We start from the raw sequence: 22,665 nt of genomic DNA on the forward strand, positions 1-22,665 counted from the left end.
GAGCTAACGGTGATTACTGTTTTGAATTACCGAGTGACTACTGAAGGGCCAGAAAGGCCTTGGAGACAACAGAGTTCTGTATTTTACTCTGAGAAGATATTCTCAATGCTCTATACAGGGAATGCCGAGGATAATGGACTCTGAATGATTCAAAAAACATTCAAAGAGCTTGGCGGTTAATAAGAGTGCTCCTGAATAAGCGCAGATATATTTATTTCACACTTTGAATGTTAATGCCTATATCGACAGTACGAACCAATATGCGGAAAGCAGAATCATGGGGTATATTGGTTTAATTGATCAGGTGCTTTGGTCAATATAGAGCTGAATATAATCTGGCTAGTGAGTGATTCGATATTTGTCAAATATCCAATAAAAACCACAGGCTTACTCAGCCATTCCTTTCAAAAAAGCAAGTGCACTGTATGCTTATTTCAAAACCACCATAAGGAATTAGTATCAAACTCTATCGGCGGATAGCGGATAGCGGATAGCGGATAGCAAAAATCGAGTGCCATCAATATCCACTCTTGATATATTCCCAATCAAAGGACGCTACTTAAACAGGCTGGAGATGCCAGGTTGAAAGAACGCAATAATGAGGTTCCCGACATGGAAGGCCCCGAGCTGGCAAAGGGGTGGCTGCGCTGGATCTGGGGAGCCTTAGCCTGCCTCTTTATTCTTGTCGGGGTAATTGGTGCAATCCTGCCAGGGCTCCCCTCAGCCGTATTTATTGTTGCCGGCGCATGGGCAGCCTCGAAAAGCTCTGAGCGCCTGCACCAGTGGATTGAAGAGCACCATCTCTTTGGCCATTTATTGAGAACCTGGCGCAGTGGTTATATTAGCCGGCGCACCAAACTGCTGGCCACCTTAACCATGGCGTTGTCTATGGCTTTGGCGGTTCATCATATTGCCAACCTTTACTTATTATCCTTTGCCGTTGCTGGTATTGCTTCTGGATTGTTCTGGGTTTGGAGCAGGCCTGAGCCTAATCGATAAGGGCGCTCCCTCTGCAGAAATAGCTTTGTGCTTTCATACCACCTAATAGGTATTGATTAATTTTGCTTACAACTTAACGGTGAGCAACCGGTATGAATTCGACTAAAAACCCGTGTTTCGAGTTTTATTTCGCATTGTCATAAAAATGGCGGATGAATTGGTTGACTTTACCAAGGATCGGAATATCCTCTGCGCCCTCTCGTTGATTGGGGCGCCCTTGCATCAATATGCTTCTAACCACAAGAGAGTATTAATAGACCTGAACCAGTAGGGTAAGGCCTTTTGACGCAGTTATATTTGGCGAAGTGACAACAATAGGGATGTTTTCATGCAGGAACTCTACCGGGCCCCAGATAGTGCCCTTGGTAACGAACCTTTAATTTATAAGCCAAGTGTACTCTGGAAGATCTTGTTTCTGATCCTGGTCCCGATAGAAGTCACATCTCAATATGAAGCCTTTGCCTACAATGAGTACGATCAGTCAATTTGGTGGCTGATAGCGAGTCTAATCATTTACACTACTTATTTTGTAGGTCTCTTTGGATTAGCTTTTGCCAAAAAAATTGGCACTGTAAGATTTTGGACGTTTTTCCTGCCTGTAATCATTGCTACCGATATTTATGAGTTGGGGACAGTGATTATCACAATGAATATGGCTGTATTAAAAAATCAAATGGCCGTATTGATGATTACACCACTTGCCTTATTTCTTTGGTTTATTATCTTTAGGTATCGGAAAGTTTTTCGGTATATAAAATAACGTAAAACACTTTTATTTCTCGCTTCTCTCAGATATTGATGTAAGCGTGTGCCTGTAAATATAAAAGGGGTCCGTTGATACACTTGGCGTTAGCGAAGAGGGCCAGCTGGCTCAAGATGGCTATTTGCAATCCTGGTTGATCGAGTCTCCAAACTGTTACTTACTCGTATAACATCAAATAAGAATAAGAATAAGAATATAGTGATTCGTGTGATCTACCACTTTGCGGATATGTTTTACCAAAAATTAGACCCAGAACATTGGCAAATCCAACCCTGTAGGAATAGCGAACAACTTCCACAACAACTTTCACAGCAGTTGGATTGCTTTTGAAGTCGGTAATATTTATACGAGTCTACTCAGAATTAATAACTATATCGCTTGCATTCAAGCGAGTGATTATGAAGGACTAATTTGGGCGAAGTATAAAATCGGTATACTGTTCCTGTTTTTATTTTCACCGCCATATTTATGACCCCACCCAATTTAAGTGTAAATATCGAGCACATCGATCAAAAAGCATTCCTATCCGATTGGCAATGGCTCGCTGGTAAAAATAAGCACTTGCTACTGCTCACAACTCTTAGTGATTTTTTGTACAAGATAAGAAAAAAGTTCTTGTTCATCTCGTTAGTGTTTCGCAAGGCCGAAAAATACTGGTGGCAGAGTCTCTAGAGGACGTTAAAAAGAATTTACAAAGTAGTGCGTTTGTCTATGAATATTTTGTTCCTCATATAGTCGAACATTTAAAAGAGTCCGGGATATGCTTGAAAGAGGGAGAAGTGTACGGATTTATCAAACCACTGATATTTGGTGGATAAGCGGTTGCCGAAAATGTTGAGACCATCAACCTTGAGGTCTATATTTCGCTGCAAGGGCAAATCCATGAAAAACTTCAGGGCGTCCCCTAGGCACCAAAATTGCTAGTATCGTCTCTTAAAACCCAAGAAGCCTTGGTGGAAATTTGGGGGTGATTCCCTGCTCCTGCCCCTCTACCACTGAGCACTTTCAATAGGCCAAATAGAGAGCTCTGATTAACTAACTTTATGGAAGATATACAGGCGCTTACCCCGGTTATTATTCTCCTGCTCCTCGGTGTAGTGGCGATCATTTTAATGCGCCCGCTCAGATTAAGTCCCATCGTCGGTTACCTGATCGCCGGTTTAGTGGTCGGACCCCACGCACTGGGTCTGATTCCCGAGAGTAATACCACACACTTACTGGCGGAACTCGGGGTTGTCTTTCTTTTATTTGATATCGGCCTTCATTTTTCCCTGTCAAATATTTGGGATGCGCGACGGGATATTTTTATCCTGGGGCCTCTGCAAATCCTGCTCTGTGGCGTGGTTTTTGCCGGTATCGCTCTGACTCTGGGGGTGGCTCCAGCTTATGCTGGTGTCTTGGGGGGCGCACTTGCACTCTCCTCCACAGCCGTTGTGGTGCAGAGCCTTGCGGAGCGGGGGCAGCAGGACTGCCCCGTTGGTCGCACGGGCACTGCTGTGCTTATTTTTCAGGATATTTGCGCAATTTTTCTCTTGGTGTTGGCCAGCTCTTTGGAGGGCGGAAATACATCTTCCAGTACGGGTGGCCTGACTGCGGAAATTGGGGCTGCGGTGTTGAAGTCGGCTATCGCATTTGTGGCCTCAGCTCTTCTCGGCCGCTATGCCATCAAGCCCCTATTTGGCCTGCTGTCGAAAACAAGATACGAAGAAATTTTCACCGCCATGGCGCTTTTGATTGTCCTTGCCACGGCGGCAGCAACAGGGGCTGTCGGGCTATCGCTGACACTCGGTGCGTTTTTGGGAGGCATGATGATCAGTGAAACCCCCTACCGCCATGTGATTCAGACTGAGGCCAAACCCTTCCGTAACCTGCTGCTGGCATTTTTCTTTATTACCGTCGGTATGTCCCTGGATTGGCGTATTCTGCTGGAGGAATGGGCGAAGATTTTGATCTTCATCCTTATTCTGGTCAGTATCAAGGTGCTGCTAGTCGCTCTGGCAGCGCGCATTTGCGGCTGGTCTCTGCCGGGCTCGTTGCAGTTGGGTTCTCTTCTGGCGCAGGGCAGTGAGTTTGTTTTTGTGATTATTGCAATGCCACTTGCACGGGAATCCCTAGGGGAACAGACCGTAGGTATTGTGATCACCGCGGTAGCGGCCAGCTTGGCGCTGACCCCTACGCTGTCCAGCCTGGGAAATCGTTTGGCTAAGTTTCTTTGGCGGCGATCTTCTTCCCAAGCACCAAGCAATGAATCCAAGCCGGTCACCTCAACGGCCCCTGTGGTCATTTTTGGTATGGGCCAAACTGGGCGTTTGGTTGCCGATGCCCTTGAGGCACAAAAGATAGCCTATGATGCGATTGAAATGGACTACGATCGCTTTCTACTCGCCTGTGCCGATGGCTACCCAGTGGCTTTTGGGGATCTGGCTGATATTCGCATGATGGAAACCTTCCGGTATGCGGAGCGCTCTGCCATTGTTATCACCATTGTTCGCTACGAGTTATCGAAGGCGCTAAAGCCGGTTGTCTCTGAGCGCTATCCCGATGTGAAGCGTTTTGTAGCCGTTAACCACAAGAAGGACTACCAACGGTTTGAATCTTTGGGAATGTATCCGGCGGTGAGTCGAAGTGTCCCCAGAGGGCTTGATCTCGCGACGGCTGTATTAAAATCCCAGGGGGTTGAGGATAAGAAAATCAAAACCTGGATCGTGCGCCGGCAACAGCGGGATTTGGACACCAAAGATATCACTTCCAACCGTAAGCAAACCTTGCAAGCTCGCTAAATGGGGTGTACCCAAGGCATCTCCTAGAAAGTTATCTCAACCGGGATAATGCTTCGGCAATCGGCGTATCCCCTTCAATAAACTCAAATACGGCACCGATGGTTTTCGGCACCTCCAGTGATGTGGCAATCACCTCCGCCACATCAGTTCGACTGACTTGAGCATCGAAGCCCTCGAATGAGTCATCAATTCGGATAGCACCAGTCCCCGAAGAATCGGTAAGAGCGCCAGGCCGCAGAATCGTGTAGTCGAGGCCACTCTTTTGAACGTAAACATCGGCCGCATGCTTGGCCTTTAGGTAGGGCTGTATTTTCTCCGGGCCTTTTTCCGGGCTTCCGGCAAAAATTGAGCTCAACAATATAAAACGCTGTATGCCTGCGGCTTTCGTTGCATCACAAAGATGAATGGCGCCATCCCGGTCGACAGACTCCAGCGCCTTGCCTTTAGATCCCGCCACAAAGATAACCACATCCTGACCCTTTACAGCTGAATTCAGAGAAGCTTGGTTGGTGAGATCTGCCAGGATAGGTCGCACACCGGCTCGACGCAGATCCTCAAGTTGAGACTCCTTGCGTACCATACCGGCTACTTTGCAGCCCCTTGCGACCAATTTTTTGATCAGTATTTGGCCGATATCGCCTTTTGCGCCGGCAACAAGTATTTTCACTGAAATTTCCTTGTAGCTATTTATCCGGTTGCGATAGAGGGCTCTGCGAAGCTCTAAAAGACCCACGTCCAACCAGATGTTTTAACAACCCCATAATATTCAATCAAAGTGTCGAATAAGTTTCTGATTAACAAACTCTTTGATCCCCAGCTCCCCCAGCTCCCTCCCATAACCTGATTTCTTTACGCCGCCCATAGGCATGCTCGCATAGCTGGAGGCCGCATGGTTCACAAAGGCTGTGCCGCACTCCAGTTGCTCAGCCACACGATGTCCTCTTTCATGGTCCCGGGTATAGACGGAGCCGCCCAAGCCAAACGGACTGTCGTTCGCCATTTTAATTGCGGCCTCCTCATCGGGCACTATCCACACACAGGCTATCGGACCAAATAGCTCTTCCTCCGCAGCTGGGGAGCCTTCTGGTATTTCTGTCAGAATACCTGGCTCAATAAACGCCCCCTTGCGCTTTCCACCGACGAGTAAACGGGCACCAGCGGCAACCGATTGATTAACCTGCTCTTCCAATTGTTCGGCGGCTTTCTCAGTACAAAGCGGCCCGTAATCAGTGGATTCTTCAAGGGGGTTACCCGGTTTCAGCGCTTGAAACAGCTTGGTAGCACGCTGGAGAAACTCTTTCGCGATAGGCTCAGTTAAAATAATTCTCTTTGCGGCGAGACAAATCTGGCCACAATTGCCGAGCTTTCCCTCCATAAAACGCTCAATCGTTAAGTCCAAATCGGCATCTTCAAGGACAATAAATGGATCAACGCCACCAAGCTCCATAATAGTTTTCTTTACATTACGCCCCGCTTGCTCCGCCACCCTAGCACCTGCGGCATTGCTACCCGTAAATGAAATTCCCTTTACTCGATCATCGTCAATAATCGATGCGGCACCACCAGAGGTAACTGGCAGATTGGTGTAGACAGCTTCCGGTACGCCAGCATCAAATAACAGTTGAGCAAACGTCTCTGCACATTGGGGAACATTAGAGGCGTGTTTGGTAAGCACCACATTGCCGGCAATTAGGTTGGATGCGGTAAAGCGGGTGGGCTGGTAGAAGGGAAAATTCCAGGGTTGTATACCATAGACAACCCCTAAAGGCTGGAACAACAAAGTGCCCTCTCCTTCACGAGTGGAGAGGTGTTGTGGGGCTAAAATTCTCTCCCCCTCCTCGGCATAGTAACGGAATATCTCTGCACAGAGTGCTAACTCCCCACGACCGTCGCTCATCTTCTTGCCCATCTCCTGAGCCATTAAGCGCGCAAGGGCTTCGGTGCGCTCCTCAAAGAGTTGGCCGGCGCGTTTTAGTATTGCGGACCGTTCATCGAAGCTGCGATTGCTCCACTCCAGGAAGGCCTCATCCGCACGGCCAATAGCCTTCTCAATGTCTTCACTAGACATCTCTTGGAAAGTTTTCAGGGTTTCACCATTGAAGGGATTGATGGAGATCAGTGGGCGCTTGGAATTGGCCATGAATGGGCTCCCGGCGAATGGTTTGCTTTGACAGATTGGAGAAAACAGCTACGGGTCACCAAATAAAGGAGTAAGGTTCCCTGTAGAGCGTTTAAAAATTGGCAAAAGGTGCCTCAGGGTTTGGCCAAAGTGTAGTCGCTACAAGTTGTGGTAGGAGCCCGTGACGAGATTCTTGCTGCAAAGGGAAGTGCTGTATTAGTATCCAGCCTGAATTCCCCAATCCTTCATTTCCAAGCTTGCTATGGAAACAGCTCGACAATTTTATCGCCGCGGGCCAGATAAGCGTGATAGTGACCAGGTATCCTTTGTTGATGTCAGGCGACGCTTTGGTTTTAGATCTATAGCGATTGGCCGCTGGGTGACTGAGCGGGAGCGCAATCGGGCGGCTGGCCTCTTTTTTGACGCCCTATCCGACTTAATGGTCATTCTGCAGGGGCCTGAGATACTAATTTCCCTGCGCGGGACGCTCTCTTTTCAATACGGGATTGGTGGGCGCCCGGGAATCTCCGCTTTCTATGACCCCTCAGCCAAAACGTTTTCCCTGGCCAAAAATGCCGGGCCAGGCGCAATCGCCCACGAATGGTTTCACGCATTGGACCACTACCTTGCTCAAAAAGTGTTTCGTGATGCTTCGGGAAATAGGTATGCCTCGGAAGCTTGGCTGTGTGACGCCACACCAGTATCCCACCCTCTAAACGATCTTCTGTTGGGCTGCTTCCAAGCAATTATGCTCGACGACCAAACCAATAGACCCAGCGCGATGGTGGAAGCGTCTGTTGAATTCGATCAGCGAAACGGATCTAACTATTACAGCGAACCGGCTGAGCTTTGTGCCCGTGCTTTTGAGGCTTTTGTGCAAGATGCCAATATTAGCAATAACTTCCTGGTGGCTGGCACCAAGGCCAGTGAAGAAGCTCGACTGGGTCTCTACCCCAGGGGGCAGCAAAGGCAGAAGATTAACCGCGCATTTACCGAGTATTTTACCTGCCTGGGCAGGGCACTATGGACGAGCGTCCAAAAACAACAGGTTCAGTTGCCAGAAAAATGATGGCGCCTGTTACTGGGAGAGGTATTATTATTTCAAAATGCACTTCAACAACCCGTTATATATAGCAGTCTATCTTTTTTACATGCCGCTATTTAGGTTGGAGCTATTGAAAGCTCTAAAACTATATCAAACTGAGGTCAAAGAGATGCTGGAGAACATTTACGGTGACAGATGAGTGAATCAGTATCACTGTGATAAGGTTGAAGCAAGAGTGGCCAATAGCTGTACTGTATAGAGTGCTCTTAAATGCAACACTCTATACAAGCTTATCTCTATTCAGACATCAGCTTTTCACGCTGGTAGACGAGAATAGAAGAAATACGCAAGGCTCCAAGCACAAATATAAATGCGGAGAATGCATAGAGCATTTCTGATTTTATTTCATGCTTAAACAGGGATATCAGTATTTCACGCAACACAAAGACTATGGCTGCATCGACAATGTATGTGAGTCTAAGTTTGTGCGTGTGAAAATACTCAATAAGAGATCTGGAGAGCTCTATTAGCACATATAGGGTTAAGACATCTGTGATAATATCAATGTAGTGCCCGGTAATACCTTCAAAGCTAAATAACTTCCAGGTTGTTAAAAACAACTGAAGCGTTCCAATAGCTACACCGATAATAATAAATACAAGAATGATACCAAAAACTATATCAACAGCCTTGTCAAAATAAGTCTTGATTTTCTCGCTGATCATCGCGTCCTTTGTGCTGGACTTCTGATCGGTACTGAGCATAGATAAACCCTTGAAAGGCCTGCGGCCAAAATTTATTGTCAATTATAAGTTTGGTTTTTAGTTGCCCTATTCCCATAAAAACCAACTGGCATTGTGGTGGTGCAAGGGCACTTTGGTAGTGAGCCTGTTAGTCTCAGCCTGACTGAGAAATAGAGATTACCTGTAGGTTTACTTCCCTTTCTTATCGGCCGAATCAGGGTTCTCTGAGTATCCCAAAGCCGCGCCGGACTTTTCCATGGGGGCACCCTGGCGATCTAGGACCCCAATATCTAGTACCGGTGAGGCGTCAATATGCTGGGCATCCATCATTTGGGCCACACGCTGTAGTGAGGCAATGATCATGCTCTGCTCCCATTCCTTCAGATCGCCAAATTGACGAGCAAATTGATCCTGCAGCGGGATGGGGGCATCTCGCAGTGTTTCTGCCGCTTGCTCGGTTAGATACGCATGCACCTTCCGCTTGTCCGCCTGGGAGCGCTGGCGGTAAACAAGGCTTCGCTTCTCAAGGCGATCCAGAATATTGGTCACGGTTGCCTGGCTGAGGCTGACTTCATTGGCGAGTTCGCCAATGGTGACTTCCCCCTTATTGCGTATGGCTTGCAGTAGTAAAACTTGTGGGGCGGTCAATCCAGTAGTTTTAGCGAGATGCTTGGAGTGTAAATCCGTTGCCCTTATCACCCTTCGCAGGGCGACCAAAACTTGTTCAATGCTGTTCAAAGCTACCTCTCAATCTCAGAGTTAGAGTGAATGCTGGGATTATATAGGTGAACCAGTTCATCTCTAAGCGCTTTACAGTTAATGGGAGAAAAGACGGCTTCCCGCTGCAGTTTTGGGGGAGAAGTGCCGCAACCGAGCCGCAAATGTTTAAATTTTGAACTGCAGGTTCGATTTTGATTCGCCCATGACGCAGTAAAGTTCCGTTTCAAGAAGAATTTTAGAGCCCAGTTTGAGTAAACCCTCCTAACCTCGGCCCCGCATGTAGGCCAAGTACTACCTCTTACTTCACTCCCATAGTACTGGACTTTGCCTTCCATTCGTGTACGATATTTAGCGTTCGAAGCATTTTGATGGGAGATTTTCGGAAAAAGCCACAAAAAAGCGTGCTTTTCGTTCTTTGTGTGTATTTTTCAACCCGACAAATGTTTAGACGTGAAATAATATTGTGCCGACTAGGATGGTTTTTTGTCTAGATTAGAAAATATTTCATTTAGGACTCCTTGCCTCGAAGATGGCTTGGCGGTACACCGCCTGATTGAGAGCTGTCCACCGCTGGATACCAATTCCAGCTACTGCAACTTTCTTCAATGCAGTCACTTTGCCAACACCTCGGTTATAGCGGAGGCCGGCAAGGACCCAGTGGGCTTTATCTCGGGCTATATCCTCCCCGAGCGCAATGACACTCTTTTCATTTGGCAGGTTGCCGTTGCTGAACGAGCGCGGGGCTTTGGCCTCGCCTCCCGCATGTTGAATCACATCATCAGCCGCCCCCAGTGCAAGTTTGTTAGCTACCTCGAAACAACAATCACAAAGAGCAATCAGGCTTCGTGGGCGCTGTTTAGACGCGCGGCACAAAAGCTCTCTAGCAACCTTAACTCCTCAGTGTGGATTGACGGTCAACTCCACTTTGACGGCTTGCACGACTCTGAACACCTTGTTCGTATCGGGCCTTTCACTCAAGTAACCAACTTTCAATAAGAGTAAAGAATGAAAATTTTTGATGAGATTGAATCTGAAGTGCAAAGCTATGCCCGCTCTTTTCCGCGGGTTTTCTGTCGGGCTAAAGGCGAATTAATGTGGGATGAGGAGGGGAATCAATATTTAGACTTCCTCGCCGGTGCTGGCACCCTGAATTACGGGCACAACAACCCGCTATTTAAAGGCGTACTGTTGGATTACATACAGGCGGATGGCATTACCCACGGCTTGGATATGCACACTAAGGCCAAGGGTGAATTTCTGCAGGCACTCAATGAGAAGATCCTGAAGCCCCGCAATATGGAGTATGTGGTTCAGTTTACTGGCCCCACGGGGACAAATGCCGTTGAAGCCGCGATGAAGATCGCTCGCAATGTCACGGGTCAGCAGAATATTGTTACCTTCACCAACGGCTTTCATGGAGTGAGCCTGGGCTCCCTGGCAGCCACAGGAAATTCACATCACAGAGATGCCGCTGGTGTGAGCCTGAATGGCACCCACCGCATGCCCTTTGATGGCTACCTGGGTGAAAATATCGATACCACGGAATACCTCGATAAGGTTCTGTCTGATTCCAGTAGTGGTATTAATTCACCGGCCGCAGTGATTGTCGAGACTGTCCAGGGGGAAGGCGGTATTAACGCTGCCAGCGCAGAATGGCTGCGCAACCTCCAAAGTGTATGCAGGAAACACGGTCTGCTATTTATCGTCGATGATATCCAGGCGGGCTGTGGGCGCACGGGCGACTATTTCAGCTTTGAGGAGGCCGGTATCGAGCCGGATATTATTACCCTATCCAAGTCTCTTGGCGGTTATGGTCTGCCCTTCGCGGTTGTATTGATGAAGCCAGAGCTTGATCAGTGGAAGCCCGGTGAGCACAACGGTACGTTCCGTGGTAACAACCTGGCATTTGTAACGGCGAAGGCCGCGATCGAACACTACTGGAATGATGATAAGTTCTCCCAGGAAATTAAGCGCAAAGGCAAATATATCGCCGATCGCCTCGATAGTATTGTCAGCAAATATGGTGAGGGCAACTTCACTAGGAAAGGCCGCGGCATGTTTCAGGGAATTAACTGTGTCAGTGGTGAAATCGCAGGAAAAATTACACGTCTCGCATTCAAGCAGGGCTTGATTATTGAAACAAGTGGTGCCGATGACCATATTGTCAAATTGTTATGCCCACTGATTATCAGTGATGAAAATCTTAAAAAGGGTATCGACATTATTGAGTCGGCCATTAGGGAAGTTTGCGCAGGTGAAGACGGTATGCCGGAAGAAAGGGTTTACTTCAAAGCGGGATAGGCTAAATTTATCCAGACAGATTCCGCGTCGTACACATTAAAATTGCTGTGAGCGAGGGCAACATGGGTTGCCCTTGTGAGAAAAGGTGGACCACCAATGATCGTTAGAAAATTACCCGAAGCCAAAGACTCAAACCGAAGAATAGTTTCTCCTGATGGCAATTGGGAGAGCACGCGTCTGCTCCTAAAAGACGACGGAATGGGTTTTTCTTTCCATATTACGACTATTTACACCGGTGCGGATTTCCAGATGCACTACCAAAATCACCTGGAAGCTGTTTATTGTATTTCCGGTCGCGGTGAGGTGGAAACACTGGAAAATGGGGAAAAACATCCTATCGAGCCCGGCACGATATACGTTTTAGATAAACATGATCGTCATGTCCTGAGAGCCTTTGAGGAGATGACAATGGCCTGTGTTTTCAACCCCCCTTTGAACGGCCAGGAGGTCCACAATGCTGAGGGTGCCTATGAGCTGGAGGCGGACTCTATTCAGGAATAAATAATTGCTGACGAGGGGGGGGATATGAACCATCTGCCAAATAGCAGATATTATACTATTTCCAAGTTGCACCACTCGCGAACATCGAGCCTTCGATGTACCGAAGCGCGGCAGAGAGACTCTGCGGTCTTTTGTGCGGCACCCTCCCCCACTTTCTTCAGCTCCATTCGAGTTGATGCCCGCCGGCTTCAGAGGTGCAATCCTTTAAAGGGGTATGTTTTCTTCTGGCGTGGACGCTTATCAAAAGGTCGCAACACTTCGCTTTTCTCACCCTCTTCCCACCCCTATGGCGAGCATAAAGCAATGAGGCTGGGGGCAGGCGAACCCAACAGTTCAATTATTTTGAGGGGTAATGGAAGGCTTGGTTTGGGCGACTATTCTGACTTAATACACCCTTTAACTTCTTTTTTGTCTGCGCTATCTCGAGCAGCAAGGGAGAGACCCAATTTGTAATATTCCGCTGCAACCATAAGACGCTTGCACAAGGAAAGCAGCCTCTGCTCTCTGTCAAGATAGCTAACCCGGCCTGATCTGATGTGTTTATTCCAGACTTGCGGGCTGACCCCTAGAGTACAAAAGGATCTATAAGAGACGATGCATACGATAGAAAAGATTGGCGGCACCTCAATGACTGATTATGAATCCGTCAGAGACAATATTATTAAGGGGAGTCCTGGCGATCTCTACAATCGGGTGTTTGTGGTTTCTGCCTATGGTGGCATTACAGACCTGCTGCTCGAACATAAAAAAAGTGGCCAGCCCGGAATCTATGGACTGTTTTCCAGCGGTATAGAAGATGATAGTTGGCTGGATAAGTTTGATGAGCTGCGCTTAAAGCTGTGCGAGATTAATGAGCGCCTCTTTAAGGGTGGAGATCTGCTGGAGGCGGCCAACCTGTTCTTGGATGAGCGCCTTGAAGGCGCACAAAAGTGTTTGCGGGATTTGCAAAGCCTTTGCCAACACGGTCACTTCGCCCTGGATGCCCACCTCGGTACCGTCAGGGAGATGCTTGCCAGTTTGGGGGAGGCCCACAGCGCATGGAACACCTCCAAACTTCTGCAGAGGGACGGTGTTAACGCCTGCTTTGTCGATTTAACCGGCTGGCGTACAAACAAGCATATCCCGTTGGATGAGCGCATTCGCGATGCATTTGCCAACATCGATTTGAATAAGCAGCTTCCGATTGTCACGGGCTATGCGCACAGCGATAAGGGTCTGCTGATCTCGTTTGATCGGGGTTATAGTGAAATGACTTTTAGTCGCCTAGCCGTCTTAACCGGGGCGAAAGAAGCTGTCATCCATAAGGAATTCCACTTAAGCAGCGCCGATCCCCGCTTGGTCGGTGCCGATAATGCCGTTCCTATTGGTAGAACCAACTACGATGTGGCCGACCAGCTCGCCAACCTGGGTATGGAAGCCATCCACCCCAAGGCGGCAAAAGGGCTTCGCCAGGAGAACATTCCTTTGCGGGTTAAAAATACTTTTGAGCCCGAGCATGCCGGCACATTGATTACCGGCGACTACATCAGTGACTCTCCCTGTGTAGAGATTATCGCTGGCTGTAAAGGTGTTTACGCTCTGGAAATGTTTGATCAGGATATGGCCGGAAGCCTTCAAGATTACGATCGAGAGGTTCTGTCAGTGATAAAGAGATTCAAAGCGCATATCATCTCGAAAGACACCAATGCCAATACGCTGACCCATTTTCTGTCCACTAATCTGAAGACTATAAAGCGCATCCAGGCCTCCATTGAAGAGCTATTCCCTGAAGCGGAGTTGAATCAGCGCAAAGTCGCTATTGTTTCCGCTATAGGGAGTGACATGCAGATTCCTGGGGTTCTTGCCAAAGCGGTTCAGTCGATTTCCAGGAAAGACATCAGTGTTTTGGCTGTACATCAATCTATGAGGCACGTGGACATGCAGTTTATTGTCAATGAATCCGATTATGATGCGGCGGTGAGAACCCTGCATGAAGCACTGGTAGAGATACACGATCACGGAACCGCTATATGTCTCGCATCCTGAGTCTGATCTTTTTTGGGGTTCTATTCGCCCCCTCTGGCCTGCTTGCCCAGGAGGCGAATGATAAAAAGGATGTTGAGAAAGAAGTAGAAACCTTGAGCAAGGCGATGTACACCCCCTTTGTGGAGAGGTACATACTGGATGAGCTGAAGCAGTTACGTGTTGATCAGGCGCAAACCAAACATGAGCTGATCCAGCAAATTGTAGATCGCGAGCACAATTCTGTAGATAGAGCGGTCACTTACGCTACCGACACTGTCACCTACTTCTTTTACCTGATTGCCGGTGCCACCTCAATTTTGGTGCTGGTGGGCTGGCGTTCATTTCAGGATATCAAGGAGCGGGTGCACTCTCTGGCCGATGAGGAAATTTCCCGGTTGGTTCAAGAGTATGAAAAGCGGCTTGAGGTTATCGAGAGTCAGCTTCAACAGAAAACCCAGCACATCGAGGAAAACCGTGAGGAAATTGAGCTGACACAGGAGGTTCAGTCGCTCTGGCTCCGCGCACAGCAGGAATCGTCAGTGGCCAATAAAATTGCAGTCTACGATGAAATTTTGCAGCTGCGCCGAGAGGATGTTGAGGCGCTGACCTATAAAGCCGATGCCGTTTTGGAGCTCAATGAGCCGCAGTGGGCTATAAATCTCTGCCACCTGGCTCTCAGTATCGACCACGATAATGGCCATGCGTTTTATCAGTTGGCCTGCGCGCATACCACCATGGGCCAATTTGATGAAGCGCTGCGCTATCTGGCGGAAGCCATTATCCGGAGTGAGAGTTACCGTGAGGAGACTCTTAGTGATAGCGCCCTACAACCGTTGGTAGAGAGTGAGTCTTTTAAAGAACTCGATAAGATCATCGCCATGAAAAGCCATGATCATGACAAGGGTGCTTAATTTCCTTACCGGCTTTAGGGGTGCCGCACTACTGACTTCGCGGTTCTGAATGCATTTGTACTTTTGTTGGCTTTAAAGTCATAGGTGTCGAAGGTTGATTCAGGCTTTGCCTGAGGCCCAGGCGCGCTACTTTTCCGAGGTGGCTTGAGGCACGGATGTCGCTTTAGCCTTCACAGGGATGTATTCATTTTGTACCCCCTTTCAAGGGGGTCCTCTTTGCTTCTGACCTGTCAGTAAATAACAGTATCTTCAAATCTATAACTTATAACGAGATAGGGTCTGCAGGTGATTTACGCATTTATTGGATTTTTATCGCTGTTTACTCTGGTAGGCATTTCCTCAGCGCTATTTAGTCGCGGTACCAAGGCCGATTATTACCTTGCCAGCGCGGGTATTCCTCCCTGGCTGGTTGGCTTGTCGGCAGTGGCGACAAATAACAGCGGTTACATGTTTATTGGCGTAATTGGTTATACCTACATCACCGGGCTGGCATCCATCTGGTTAATGGTGGGCTGGATTGCCGGGGACTTTATTGCCTCCCTGTATGTACACAAGCGCCTGAGCTGTGCGACCAATTCAAGCGGAGAGGTCAGTTATGCTGGGGTGCTCAGTAATTGGTACGGGCAAAATCACTCTACTCTGCAGCGCATGATTGGGGTTATCTCCCTGTTGTTTTTGCTGATCTATGCTTCCGCGCAGATGGTTGCCGGTAGCAAGGCCCTTCATGTATTGCTGGACTGGCCACTTTGGTCCGGTGCTGTAGCGGGGGCGATACTAATTTGCCTCTACTGTTTTGCCGGAGGTATTCGTGCCTCCATCTGGACTGATGCCGCGCAATCTCTTGTGATGATCGGCGCAATGGGCACCCTGCTGGTCGTTGCCCTGGCAGATTTAGGTGGACTTTCGGTTACCCTCGATAGAATGCGGGCCGTGGAAGGGTTTATGGACTGGTTCCCCCAGGCACTGGTACTCCCCGGCTGGAGTGGGGTGGCTCTCTTTGTGGTGAGCTGGCTCTTCGCTGGTTTTTCTGTGATTGGCCAACCCCATGTCATGGTGCGTTTTATGGCCCTGAGTGACTCCAGCAAGATGCATCGTGCCCGGGCCTGGTATTACCTCTGGTTCATCCTTTTTTATTGTATGGCGACCGGTGTAGGCTTATTGTCCAGGGTTTATATCGCTGATGTCGGTAGCTTTGATGCGGAACTAGCCCTGCCGACTATGGCTATAGAACTGCTCCCGCCCATGCTGGTCGGTTTGATTCTTGCCGGAATCTTCGCCGCTACCATGTCGACAGCTGACTCACTGTTGCTCAGCTGCTCCGCAGCTATTACCCACGACATACTTCCACACAAAACAGAGAAAACCTGGCTGCTGAAGCTCGCTACGGTGTTTATCACGGCTATAGCGCTCTTATTGGCGCTTACGAACAATCAAAGTGTTTTCAGCCTGGTGATTTTCTCCTGGTCGGGGCTCGCTAGTGCGTTTGGGCCACTCATATTGGTGCTGTGTCTCGGCTGGAAGCCTTCGCAGCTCGTCAGTATTACCGCTGTACTGATTGGTTTTTCCTCTGCCATTGTATGGCGCGGACTTGGATTTCACGGCGCAGTTTACGAAGGGCTGCCCGGAATTCTCGCTGGACTATTGGTGTTCTACTTGGCCCGCCAGTTTTGTCGCCCCGTCGAACTGGGCGAAGTGAACTCTTTGGAGAGCACTCGCTAACACCCAGAATCAGCGGTTGATAGCTCATAGTATTTCCCTCAAAGCTCTCAAGGCTCTCAAGGCATACGCCCTTGGGGGCTTTTTTTATGATTTTCAGTCCTTTGTAATTCTTGCCGATGGCCTTCGCTTTACTCCAGATTTGATCAAATATTGACCGCATTTTGGATAGAGTTCAAACGAGATGCCCAACCTTTAAATGGGGCATTTATAGTAAGAATATTCCGGAAAAACCCGGCATTTGTTGAAAAATAAATCTCCTTTCTCCCCCTCTGCCAGCATGGATTCAGCGGAAACAATTAGAGTTCAAACTAATAGCATGTTATATTTCGCGTCAAATAGCCTAGTCTGAAGGCGTGCGGCCCGGGTTTTCGCCCCACTTTTGCAGGCAGAGTTTCTGCTGCGGGAGGCCCGAGCTTCAGAGATTTAATACAGTGATGACCATGGGTCCAAATTCCTTGTTCAGCAGGGTGACCCTCGGCTTTATCGCTTGATAAACAACCTATTGACCCTCTGTTAAGGCAGTATGGAGAGACAGATGTCATTGGAAAAAGAACAAAGTTTTGTGGATGGTCGCTACCTGGCCAACGAAAGCGGTGAGTGTTTTGATGTATTCAACCCGGCAACCAATGAGGTTAGCTACCAGGTAGAGCAGGCCGATGAAAAGGTACTCGCTGAGACCATCGAGAGCGCCAAACGCGGTTTTGCGCAATGGTCAGCCATGGCGCCGATTGAACGCAGTCGTATTCTATTGAAAGCCGTAGCGCTGTTGCGCGAGCGAAACGACGAGCTGGCGGCTATTGAAGTTGCTGACACCGGTAAGCCTTGGCAAGAAGCGAGCGTTGTCGATGTCGTGACAGGCGCTGATTCCATTGAGTTCTTCGCCGGCCTGGCTGCAGGCATCGAAGGCAACCAGCAGCAGGTGGGTGAGGATTTCTACTATACCCGTCGCGAGCCCTTAGGTGTTTGCGCCGGTATTGGTGCCTGGAACTACCCCCTGCAGATCGCCTGCTGGAAAGCGGCACCGGCGCTGGCCTGTGGTAATGCCATGATCTTCAAGCCTTCCGAGGAAACGCCCAAGGGCGCCCTGAAGCTGGCCGAAATTTTTATTGAAGCGGGCATGCCCCCTGGCGTTTTCAATGTAATTCAGGGTGACGGTGCTGTTGGCGCCTGGCTGACCAACCATCCGGATATCGCCAAAGTGTCTTTCACTGGCGAAGTAGGCACTGGCAAGAAAGTGATGGCCGCAGCGGCCTCCAATTTGAAAGAAGTAACCATGGAGCTGGGCGGTAAGTCCCCATTGGTTATCTTTGATGATGCCGACCTGGAACAGGCCGTCTCAGCCGCCATGCTGGGCAACTTCTATACCCAGGGCGAAATCTGCACCAATGGAACTCGCGTCTTCGTTCATCGCAATATCCATGAGCAGTTCCTCGCACGCTTAAAAGAGCGTACCGAGCAGAATATAATTGCCGGTGATCCGATGCATCCAGATACCAATTTCGGTGCACTGATCTCCGCCAAGCACCAACAGCTGGTGATGGACTACATCAATCAAGGTAAAAAGGAAGGTGCCACCCTCCTCTGCGGCGGTCATACCCTCTCCCCTGAGAATGCACCCAACGGCTACTTCGTCGCTCCGACGGTATTCACCGATTGTCGTGATGATATGACTATCTGCCGCGAAGAGATTTTCGGCCCGGTGATGTCAGTGCTGGTGTTTGATGAGGAAGACGAAGTCATTCGTCGCGCAAATGATACCCGCCTGGGGCTTGCCGCTGGCGTATTCACTCGCGATATCACGCGCGCCCACCGGGTAATCCACCAGATGCAAGCGGGCATCTGCTGGATTAACGCTTACGGGGCCTCTCCGGCCGAAATGCCTGTGGGCGGATACAAGTTATCTGGTGTCGGGCGCGAAAATGGACTGGCAACCTTGAACCATTACACCCAGATCAAGGCGGTGTATGTGGGTCTGGCTCCACTAGAAAGTCCATTTTAAGCGGTATCCTGCATGAGTGAGTTTGATTACATCATCGTCGGTGCCGGCTCTGCCGGCTGTGTCCTGGCCAACCGCCTGTCGGCCAAGGAAGATAAGAACGTCCTATTAGTGGAAACTGGTGGGAGTGACCGCAGCCTCTTTATTCAGATGCCCACTGCGCTGTCCATCCCCATGAACACGAAAAAGTATGCTTGGCAGTTTATGACCGAGCCGGAGCCCCACCTGGATAATCGCAGTATGCACTGCCCCAGGGGCAAGGTGCTTGGAGGCTCCTCCTCCATTAACGGCATGGTGTATGTGCGAGGGCACGCTAAAGATTTCGACGAATGGGCACAACACGGTGCGGAAGGCTGGGATTACGCGCACTGCCTACCCTACTTCAAGCGCTCGGAGACTTGGGCCTTCGGTGGTGATGAGTACCGTGGTGATGAGGGTCCGCTGGGGGTAAATAATGGCAATGAAATGGCCAACCCCCTCTACGGCGCCTTCATCGAGGCCGGCAAAGAAGCCGGTTACGATTACACCGCAGATTATAACGGTGAGCAGCAAGAGGGCTTCGGCCCCATGCATATGACGGTAAAGGATGGAAAACGCTGGTCTACTGCCAATGCTTACCTGAAACCGGCAATGCAACGCCCGAATCTCACCGTATTGACCCACGCTACCGTGCACCGGGTACTACTCGAAGGTAAGCGGGCTGTAGGTATCAAGCTTGAACGTAAAGGTAAAATCCAGGAGTTTAAGGCGCGACAGGAAGTCATCCTCAGCGCAGGACCAATTGGCTCCCCTCACCTCCTTCAGCTCTCCGGTATTGGGGAAGCTGAGACATTGGCGGAAGCCGGTATCGAGCTTCAGCACGAGCTTCCAGGCGTTGGCCAAAATTTGCAGGACCACTTGGAGTTTTACTTCCAGTTCCGCTGCGAACAGCCGATCTCCCTAAATGGCAAGCTCGATCCCTGGAATAAATTCCTGATAGGCGCGCGCTGGATACTGAAGAAGGACGGCCTTGGAGCTACCAACCACTTTGAGTCCTGTGGCTTTATCCGCTCCAAGGAAAGTGTTGAGTGGCCCGATTTGCAATATCACTTCCTTCCTGCGGCAATGCGCTATGACGGCAAAGAGGCCTTCGATGGGCACGGCTTTCAGGTACATATCGGGCATAACAAGCCCAAGAGTCGCGGCCGAGTTAAAGTGGTTAGCAGTGATCCAAAAGTATCACCTTCTATTCTCTTCAATTACCTTCAGGAGAAAGAGGATATCGAAGGCTTCCGCGCTTGCGTACGCCTGACCCGTGAGATCATTAACCAGCCGGCTTTCGATACGTTCCGCGGAGAAGAGATTCAGCCCGGTACCGATATTCAGACTGACGAACAGATCGATGCTTTCGTACGTGAATCTGTCGAAAGTGCCTACCACCCGTCCTGCTCCTGCAAGATGGGCACCGATTCAATGGCTGTGGTGGACCCGGAAACCCGCGTGCATGGCTTGCAGGGTTTGAGGGTCGTTGACTCTTCTATCTTCCCGACAATTCCAAACGGCAACCTGAACGCACCCACCATCATGGTGGCAGAGCGTGCTGCCGACCTGATTTTGGGGCGCCCAGTATTGGCCCCATCCGAAGCATCGGTGGCCCTTGCGGCGACCAGCACTCAGCGACCTGGCCGCCCCAAGCGACCAGCGAGCTAATTACCACCGGCGTCCTGTCAAGATTTGACTATCCCCTTCATTTCGGCGGGGATACTCAAATCTCGCACAGTTTAGCCTTCCGGAGGCGCCGGTATACCAATAACATAGCTGGAGACACAGCATGACGTTTTGGCTTTCTGCGGGGATATTGTTTACTTTTACAGCAATAATCTTTGCCTTAATTCGTTGGGGTAACGTGAAGCTGGTTGGGGTTACACCTGTCCACACCTTCACCTTTATCGCCATTCTGTTTACTTCAGGCCTGGATGTTGGCCTGATCATGTTCCCACTGACCGAGTTTGCCGGTTACGCGGACCTGGCAAACAGCCCCGAATACGGCTTCACCAACCCACTTGCCATTGAGTTTGGCTTTTGGGCATTCTTGATTTGGGGTTTTTATTTCCTCACTTGCTTCTACTTTTGCGTAATCGAGCCGAAAGTAAAGTTCTTCGAGATAGGCCTGGTTAAGCTGATCAACAATGTAGTGATCATCGGCACCTGTGCATTTACAGCCTACCTGCTGTTGAGCAACCTGCCCTGGTACCTGCCTCAGGTTGGCGATGGTGAAACCATTGTTGGCACCTTCTATTTGATCGTATTTGCTGTAATCGCTGCCGCCGTGTACTCATCCACCAGTCTGCGCTATGTGCGCCTTCTCAGCCTGGCCACCACTTGGTTGTTTATCGGCCTGATTGCGCTGATGTGGGTTGGTGCCTTTACCGGCGAAAATGGTAGCGTTGGCGATTTTGTCTCCACCTTCAGCCTGCTCGGCAGTTATTTTGGCAATATCCACCAGTTTGTACTGCCTCTGAATGATTACCACGAGTTCTACCTCTTCTGGTGGTTTGCCTGGAGCATCATGATTGGCCAGTTTACCTCCCGCTTTGTGGGTGGCCTGCGCACTTATCAGGTTCTGGCGGCGATGCTGATCTTCCCGTCGATTCCCATCGCGCTTTGGTTTACCGTTCTGTATTACTACTCCAGTCAGGGCCTGGACACCAGCGGCTTTTATAACCTGGCCATGGTTGTTGTGGGCATCACCTTTGTAATCAACTCACTGGATTCTCTGATCCGCTTGTATACCGACAACCTGGGTATGACTGTCGCCCGCCTCGGCAAAATGAAGTACTTCATTTTGAACCTGGTGGCACTGAGCCTGCTCACCCTGCTGTTCAAGCTGGACTTCCTGCAAATCCAATGGATCGGGGCCCTCGTGATCGGCATCTTCTTCTGCTGCCTCGGTTACATCCTGGTTAAACGCTACCGGGAAGTTGCCTCTATCAACGCCTCTCCCGAAGAGAACCTGGTCGACTTCAGAAAGATCGAGATGGTGAATTAAGAATATTGAAGTGTAATACCCTGCCCAAACTGGGCAGGGATAACGAATAAAATTTAAGGGGACAATATTATGAATTTGAAACTATCAGCCCTGGCCTGTGCTTCCATACTGGCCATTTCGCAACAATCTTTTGCTGATCTTTCCTCCACCGTAAATCTGACCAGCGATTACACCTTTAATGGTGTAAGCCAAACAAAAGAGAATCCCGCCCTACAGGCCAGCCTCGATTATGGTTTTGACAGTGGCTGGTATGTTGGCAGCTGGGCTTCCAATGTGAATTTTGAAGGTGACGACAGCACTAACCTGGAATGGGATTTTTACGCGGGTAAGTTTATGCAACTTACCGACAGAGTGAGCCTGGATACCGGTATCGCCTATTACACCTATCATGGCGATAACACTTCTAACGAAGGCAATTACCCAGAAGCCTATGCCAAACTAGGCTACAGCTCTTCTTTGGGTGCGTCAGAAGTGAATGGCTGGTACAGCTGGGACTATTTTGGCACTGGTGGAAACCACCACATTCTGATGCTGGCCCACACCATTGAATTGGCAGATAACCACAATGTGCGCTTCAGTGTTGATCGCTCTACTTCTACAGATAAAGATAAGTGGATTTGGGGTGATGATGAATCCTACAATCACTACCGCGTAGAGTATATGACCTCCTTGAATGGTTTCGATCTCAATATTGCCGCGGAAAACACCAACCTCGATTCCGATGCCGCAGACGAGCGCATAGTCTTCTCTATTGCCCGTACTTTCAACCTGTAAAGTGCGTCTGGGTTCCGGGGGCCGCTAAAGCTCCCGGGCCACCATCTTTGCTGCCTCAAGTGCCGAGTAAAGATCACCTTCTGTAACTCCTTAATGACAACCCGTTAATCGCCCCCTCCTGAACCCCTTCTCTAAAAGCTGACGCAGTATCTGCTAGTTTCTATACCCTGCAATCTATTGACCCAAAACGGCTTGCTACAACAGCTAAACTTATTGGAATGCCTAAATATTAAACCACTGAAAACCCTTAGCTGGCGTAAAA

Annotated in this window: 18 protein-coding genes; 14 read left to right on the forward strand and 4 right to left on the reverse strand. The window is 49.4% G+C overall.

What is annotated here, in order from left to right; genetic code table 11:
- Window positions 1-582: 582 nt before the first annotated feature.
- From Q1A69_RS14790 to Q1A69_RS14800, 3 genes are all read left to right on the forward strand, one after another.
- Entirely contained in the window at window positions 583-999 is a 417-nt protein-coding gene (locus tag Q1A69_RS14790; RefSeq protein WP_299586903.1) for a YbaN family protein, read from the forward strand.
- A 328-nt stretch (window positions 1,000-1,327) separates the two neighbouring features.
- Window positions 1,328-1,759, forward strand: a complete 432-nt coding sequence (locus Q1A69_RS14795; protein WP_299586906.1) for a hypothetical protein — start codon at window positions 1,328-1,330, stop codon at window positions 1,757-1,759.
- A 1,046-nt stretch (window positions 1,760-2,805) separates the two neighbouring features.
- Window positions 2,806-4,542: a cation:proton antiporter gene (locus tag Q1A69_RS14800; protein ID WP_299586909.1), complete on the forward strand. Its 1,737-nt coding sequence runs from the start codon at window positions 2,806-2,808 to the stop codon at window positions 4,540-4,542.
- 31 nt (window positions 4,543-4,573) lie between these two features.
- On the opposite strand, the gene Q1A69_RS14805 is transcribed toward Q1A69_RS14800, so the two are convergent.
- Window positions 4,574-5,209, reverse strand: coding sequence for an SDR family oxidoreductase (locus Q1A69_RS14805; protein ID WP_299586911.1), 636 nt, complete (start codon window positions 5,207-5,209; stop codon window positions 4,574-4,576).
- Between the two features lie 99 nt (window positions 5,210-5,308).
- Window positions 5,309-6,682: an NAD-dependent succinate-semialdehyde dehydrogenase gene (locus Q1A69_RS14810; protein WP_299586913.1), complete on the reverse strand. Its 1,374-nt coding sequence runs from the start codon at window positions 6,680-6,682 to the stop codon at window positions 5,309-5,311.
- A 241-nt stretch (window positions 6,683-6,923) separates the two neighbouring features.
- Here Q1A69_RS14810 and Q1A69_RS14815 point away from each other — a divergent pair, with 241 nt between their 5' ends.
- Window positions 6,924-7,730 (forward strand): CLCA_X family protein, encoded by an 807-nt coding sequence (locus tag Q1A69_RS14815; protein WP_299586915.1) that lies wholly within the window; start codon window positions 6,924-6,926, stop codon window positions 7,728-7,730.
- A gap of 272 nt (window positions 7,731-8,002) precedes the next feature.
- On the opposite strand, the gene Q1A69_RS14820 is transcribed toward Q1A69_RS14815, so the two are convergent.
- Both Q1A69_RS14820 and Q1A69_RS14825 read right to left on the reverse strand, forming a co-directional pair.
- A complete protein-coding gene (locus Q1A69_RS14820; protein WP_299586917.1) occupies window positions 8,003-8,470 on the reverse strand; it encodes a phosphate-starvation-inducible PsiE family protein in 468 nt (155 codons plus the stop codon).
- Window positions 8,471-8,638: 168 nt separating this feature from the next.
- The gene (locus tag Q1A69_RS14825; RefSeq protein WP_299586919.1) at window positions 8,639-9,187 is read right to left on the reverse strand and encodes a MarR family transcriptional regulator; all 549 of its coding nucleotides are present in this window, start codon (window positions 9,185-9,187) and stop codon (window positions 8,639-8,641) included.
- Between the two features lie 465 nt (window positions 9,188-9,652).
- Between Q1A69_RS14825 and ectA the strand changes: the two genes are divergently transcribed.
- The 10 genes from ectA (at window position 9,653) to Q1A69_RS14875 (ending at window position 22,403) form a co-directional block, all read left to right on the forward strand.
- Window positions 9,653-10,165, forward strand: coding sequence for a diaminobutyrate acetyltransferase (gene ectA, locus Q1A69_RS14830; RefSeq protein WP_299586922.1), 513 nt, complete (start codon window positions 9,653-9,655; stop codon window positions 10,163-10,165).
- Between the two features lie 9 nt (window positions 10,166-10,174).
- The gene (gene ectB / locus Q1A69_RS14835) at window positions 10,175-11,470 is read left to right on the forward strand and encodes a diaminobutyrate--2-oxoglutarate transaminase (protein ID WP_299586925.1); all 1,296 of its coding nucleotides are present in this window, start codon (window positions 10,175-10,177) and stop codon (window positions 11,468-11,470) included.
- Window positions 11,471-11,566: 96 nt separating this feature from the next.
- Window positions 11,567-11,971 carry an ectoine synthase gene (locus tag Q1A69_RS14840; protein ID WP_299586928.1) on the forward strand — a complete coding sequence of 135 codons (405 nt, stop codon included), beginning with the start codon at window positions 11,567-11,569 and terminating at the stop codon, window positions 11,969-11,971.
- A gap of 594 nt (window positions 11,972-12,565) precedes the next feature.
- Window positions 12,566-13,996 carry an aspartate kinase gene (locus Q1A69_RS14845; RefSeq protein ID WP_299586931.1) on the forward strand — a complete coding sequence of 477 codons (1,431 nt, stop codon included), beginning with the start codon at window positions 12,566-12,568 and terminating at the stop codon, window positions 13,994-13,996.
- Window positions 13,981-14,886 carry a hypothetical protein gene (locus Q1A69_RS14850; protein WP_299586934.1) on the forward strand — a complete coding sequence of 302 codons (906 nt, stop codon included), beginning with the start codon at window positions 13,981-13,983 and terminating at the stop codon, window positions 14,884-14,886. Before Q1A69_RS14845 ends, Q1A69_RS14850 begins: the two co-directional genes overlap by 16 nt.
- 285 nt (window positions 14,887-15,171) lie before the next feature.
- A complete protein-coding gene (locus Q1A69_RS14855; RefSeq protein WP_299586936.1) occupies window positions 15,172-16,605 on the forward strand; it encodes a sodium/proline symporter in 1,434 nt (477 codons plus the stop codon).
- A 535-nt stretch (window positions 16,606-17,140) separates the two neighbouring features.
- Complete coding sequence (gene betB, locus Q1A69_RS14860; protein WP_299586938.1) at window positions 17,141-18,604, forward strand: betaine-aldehyde dehydrogenase; 1,464 nt, start codon at window positions 17,141-17,143, stop codon at window positions 18,602-18,604.
- A gap of 12 nt (window positions 18,605-18,616) precedes the next feature.
- Window positions 18,617-20,290, forward strand: coding sequence for a choline dehydrogenase (gene betA / locus Q1A69_RS14865; protein WP_299586941.1), 1,674 nt, complete (start codon window positions 18,617-18,619; stop codon window positions 20,288-20,290).
- A gap of 121 nt (window positions 20,291-20,411) precedes the next feature.
- Window positions 20,412-21,629, forward strand: a complete 1,218-nt coding sequence (locus tag Q1A69_RS14870) for a BCCT family transporter (RefSeq protein ID WP_299586943.1) — start codon at window positions 20,412-20,414, stop codon at window positions 21,627-21,629.
- Between the two features lie 69 nt (window positions 21,630-21,698).
- Window positions 21,699-22,403 carry a TorF family putative porin gene (locus tag Q1A69_RS14875; protein ID WP_299586945.1) on the forward strand — a complete coding sequence of 235 codons (705 nt, stop codon included), beginning with the start codon at window positions 21,699-21,701 and terminating at the stop codon, window positions 22,401-22,403.
- Window positions 22,404-22,665 lie beyond the last annotated feature (262 nt).

The organism is uncultured Microbulbifer sp., from assembly GCF_947498635.1.
GTDB classification, from domain to species: domain Bacteria; phylum Pseudomonadota; class Gammaproteobacteria; order Pseudomonadales; family Cellvibrionaceae; genus Microbulbifer; species Microbulbifer echini.

What these genes read in the sequence shown, in the direction of transcription:
- Q1A69_RS14795 (WP_299586906.1), top strand. Translation starts at nt 1,328, where the DNA reads ATGCAGGAACTCTACCGGGCCCCAGATAGTGCCCTTGGTAACGAACCT.
- Q1A69_RS14800 (WP_299586909.1), top strand. Translation starts at nt 2,806, where the DNA reads ATGGAAGATATACAGGCGCTTACCCCGGTTATTATTCTCCTGCTCCTC.
- Q1A69_RS14810 (WP_299586913.1), bottom strand. Translation starts at nt 6,682, where the DNA reads ATGGCCAATTCCAAGCGCCCACTGATCTCCATCAATCCCTTCAATGGT.
- Q1A69_RS14815 (WP_299586915.1), top strand. Translation starts at nt 6,924, where the DNA reads ATGGAAACAGCTCGACAATTTTATCGCCGCGGGCCAGATAAGCGTGAT.
- Q1A69_RS14820 (WP_299586917.1), bottom strand. Translation starts at nt 8,470, where the DNA reads ATGCTCAGTACCGATCAGAAGTCCAGCACAAAGGACGCGATGATCAGC.
- ectB (WP_299586925.1), top strand. Translation starts at nt 10,175, where the DNA reads ATGAAAATTTTTGATGAGATTGAATCTGAAGTGCAAAGCTATGCCCGC.
- Q1A69_RS14840 (WP_299586928.1), top strand. Translation starts at nt 11,567, where the DNA reads ATGATCGTTAGAAAATTACCCGAAGCCAAAGACTCAAACCGAAGAATA.
- Q1A69_RS14845 (WP_299586931.1), top strand. Translation starts at nt 12,566, where the DNA reads ATGCATACGATAGAAAAGATTGGCGGCACCTCAATGACTGATTATGAA.
- Q1A69_RS14850 (WP_299586934.1), top strand. Translation starts at nt 13,981, where the DNA reads ATGTCTCGCATCCTGAGTCTGATCTTTTTTGGGGTTCTATTCGCCCCC.
- betB (WP_299586938.1), top strand. Translation starts at nt 17,141, where the DNA reads ATGTCATTGGAAAAAGAACAAAGTTTTGTGGATGGTCGCTACCTGGCC.
- betA (WP_299586941.1), top strand. Translation starts at nt 18,617, where the DNA reads ATGAGTGAGTTTGATTACATCATCGTCGGTGCCGGCTCTGCCGGCTGT.
- Q1A69_RS14870 (WP_299586943.1), top strand. Translation starts at nt 20,412, where the DNA reads ATGACGTTTTGGCTTTCTGCGGGGATATTGTTTACTTTTACAGCAATA.
- Q1A69_RS14875 (WP_299586945.1), top strand. Translation starts at nt 21,699, where the DNA reads ATGAATTTGAAACTATCAGCCCTGGCCTGTGCTTCCATACTGGCCATT.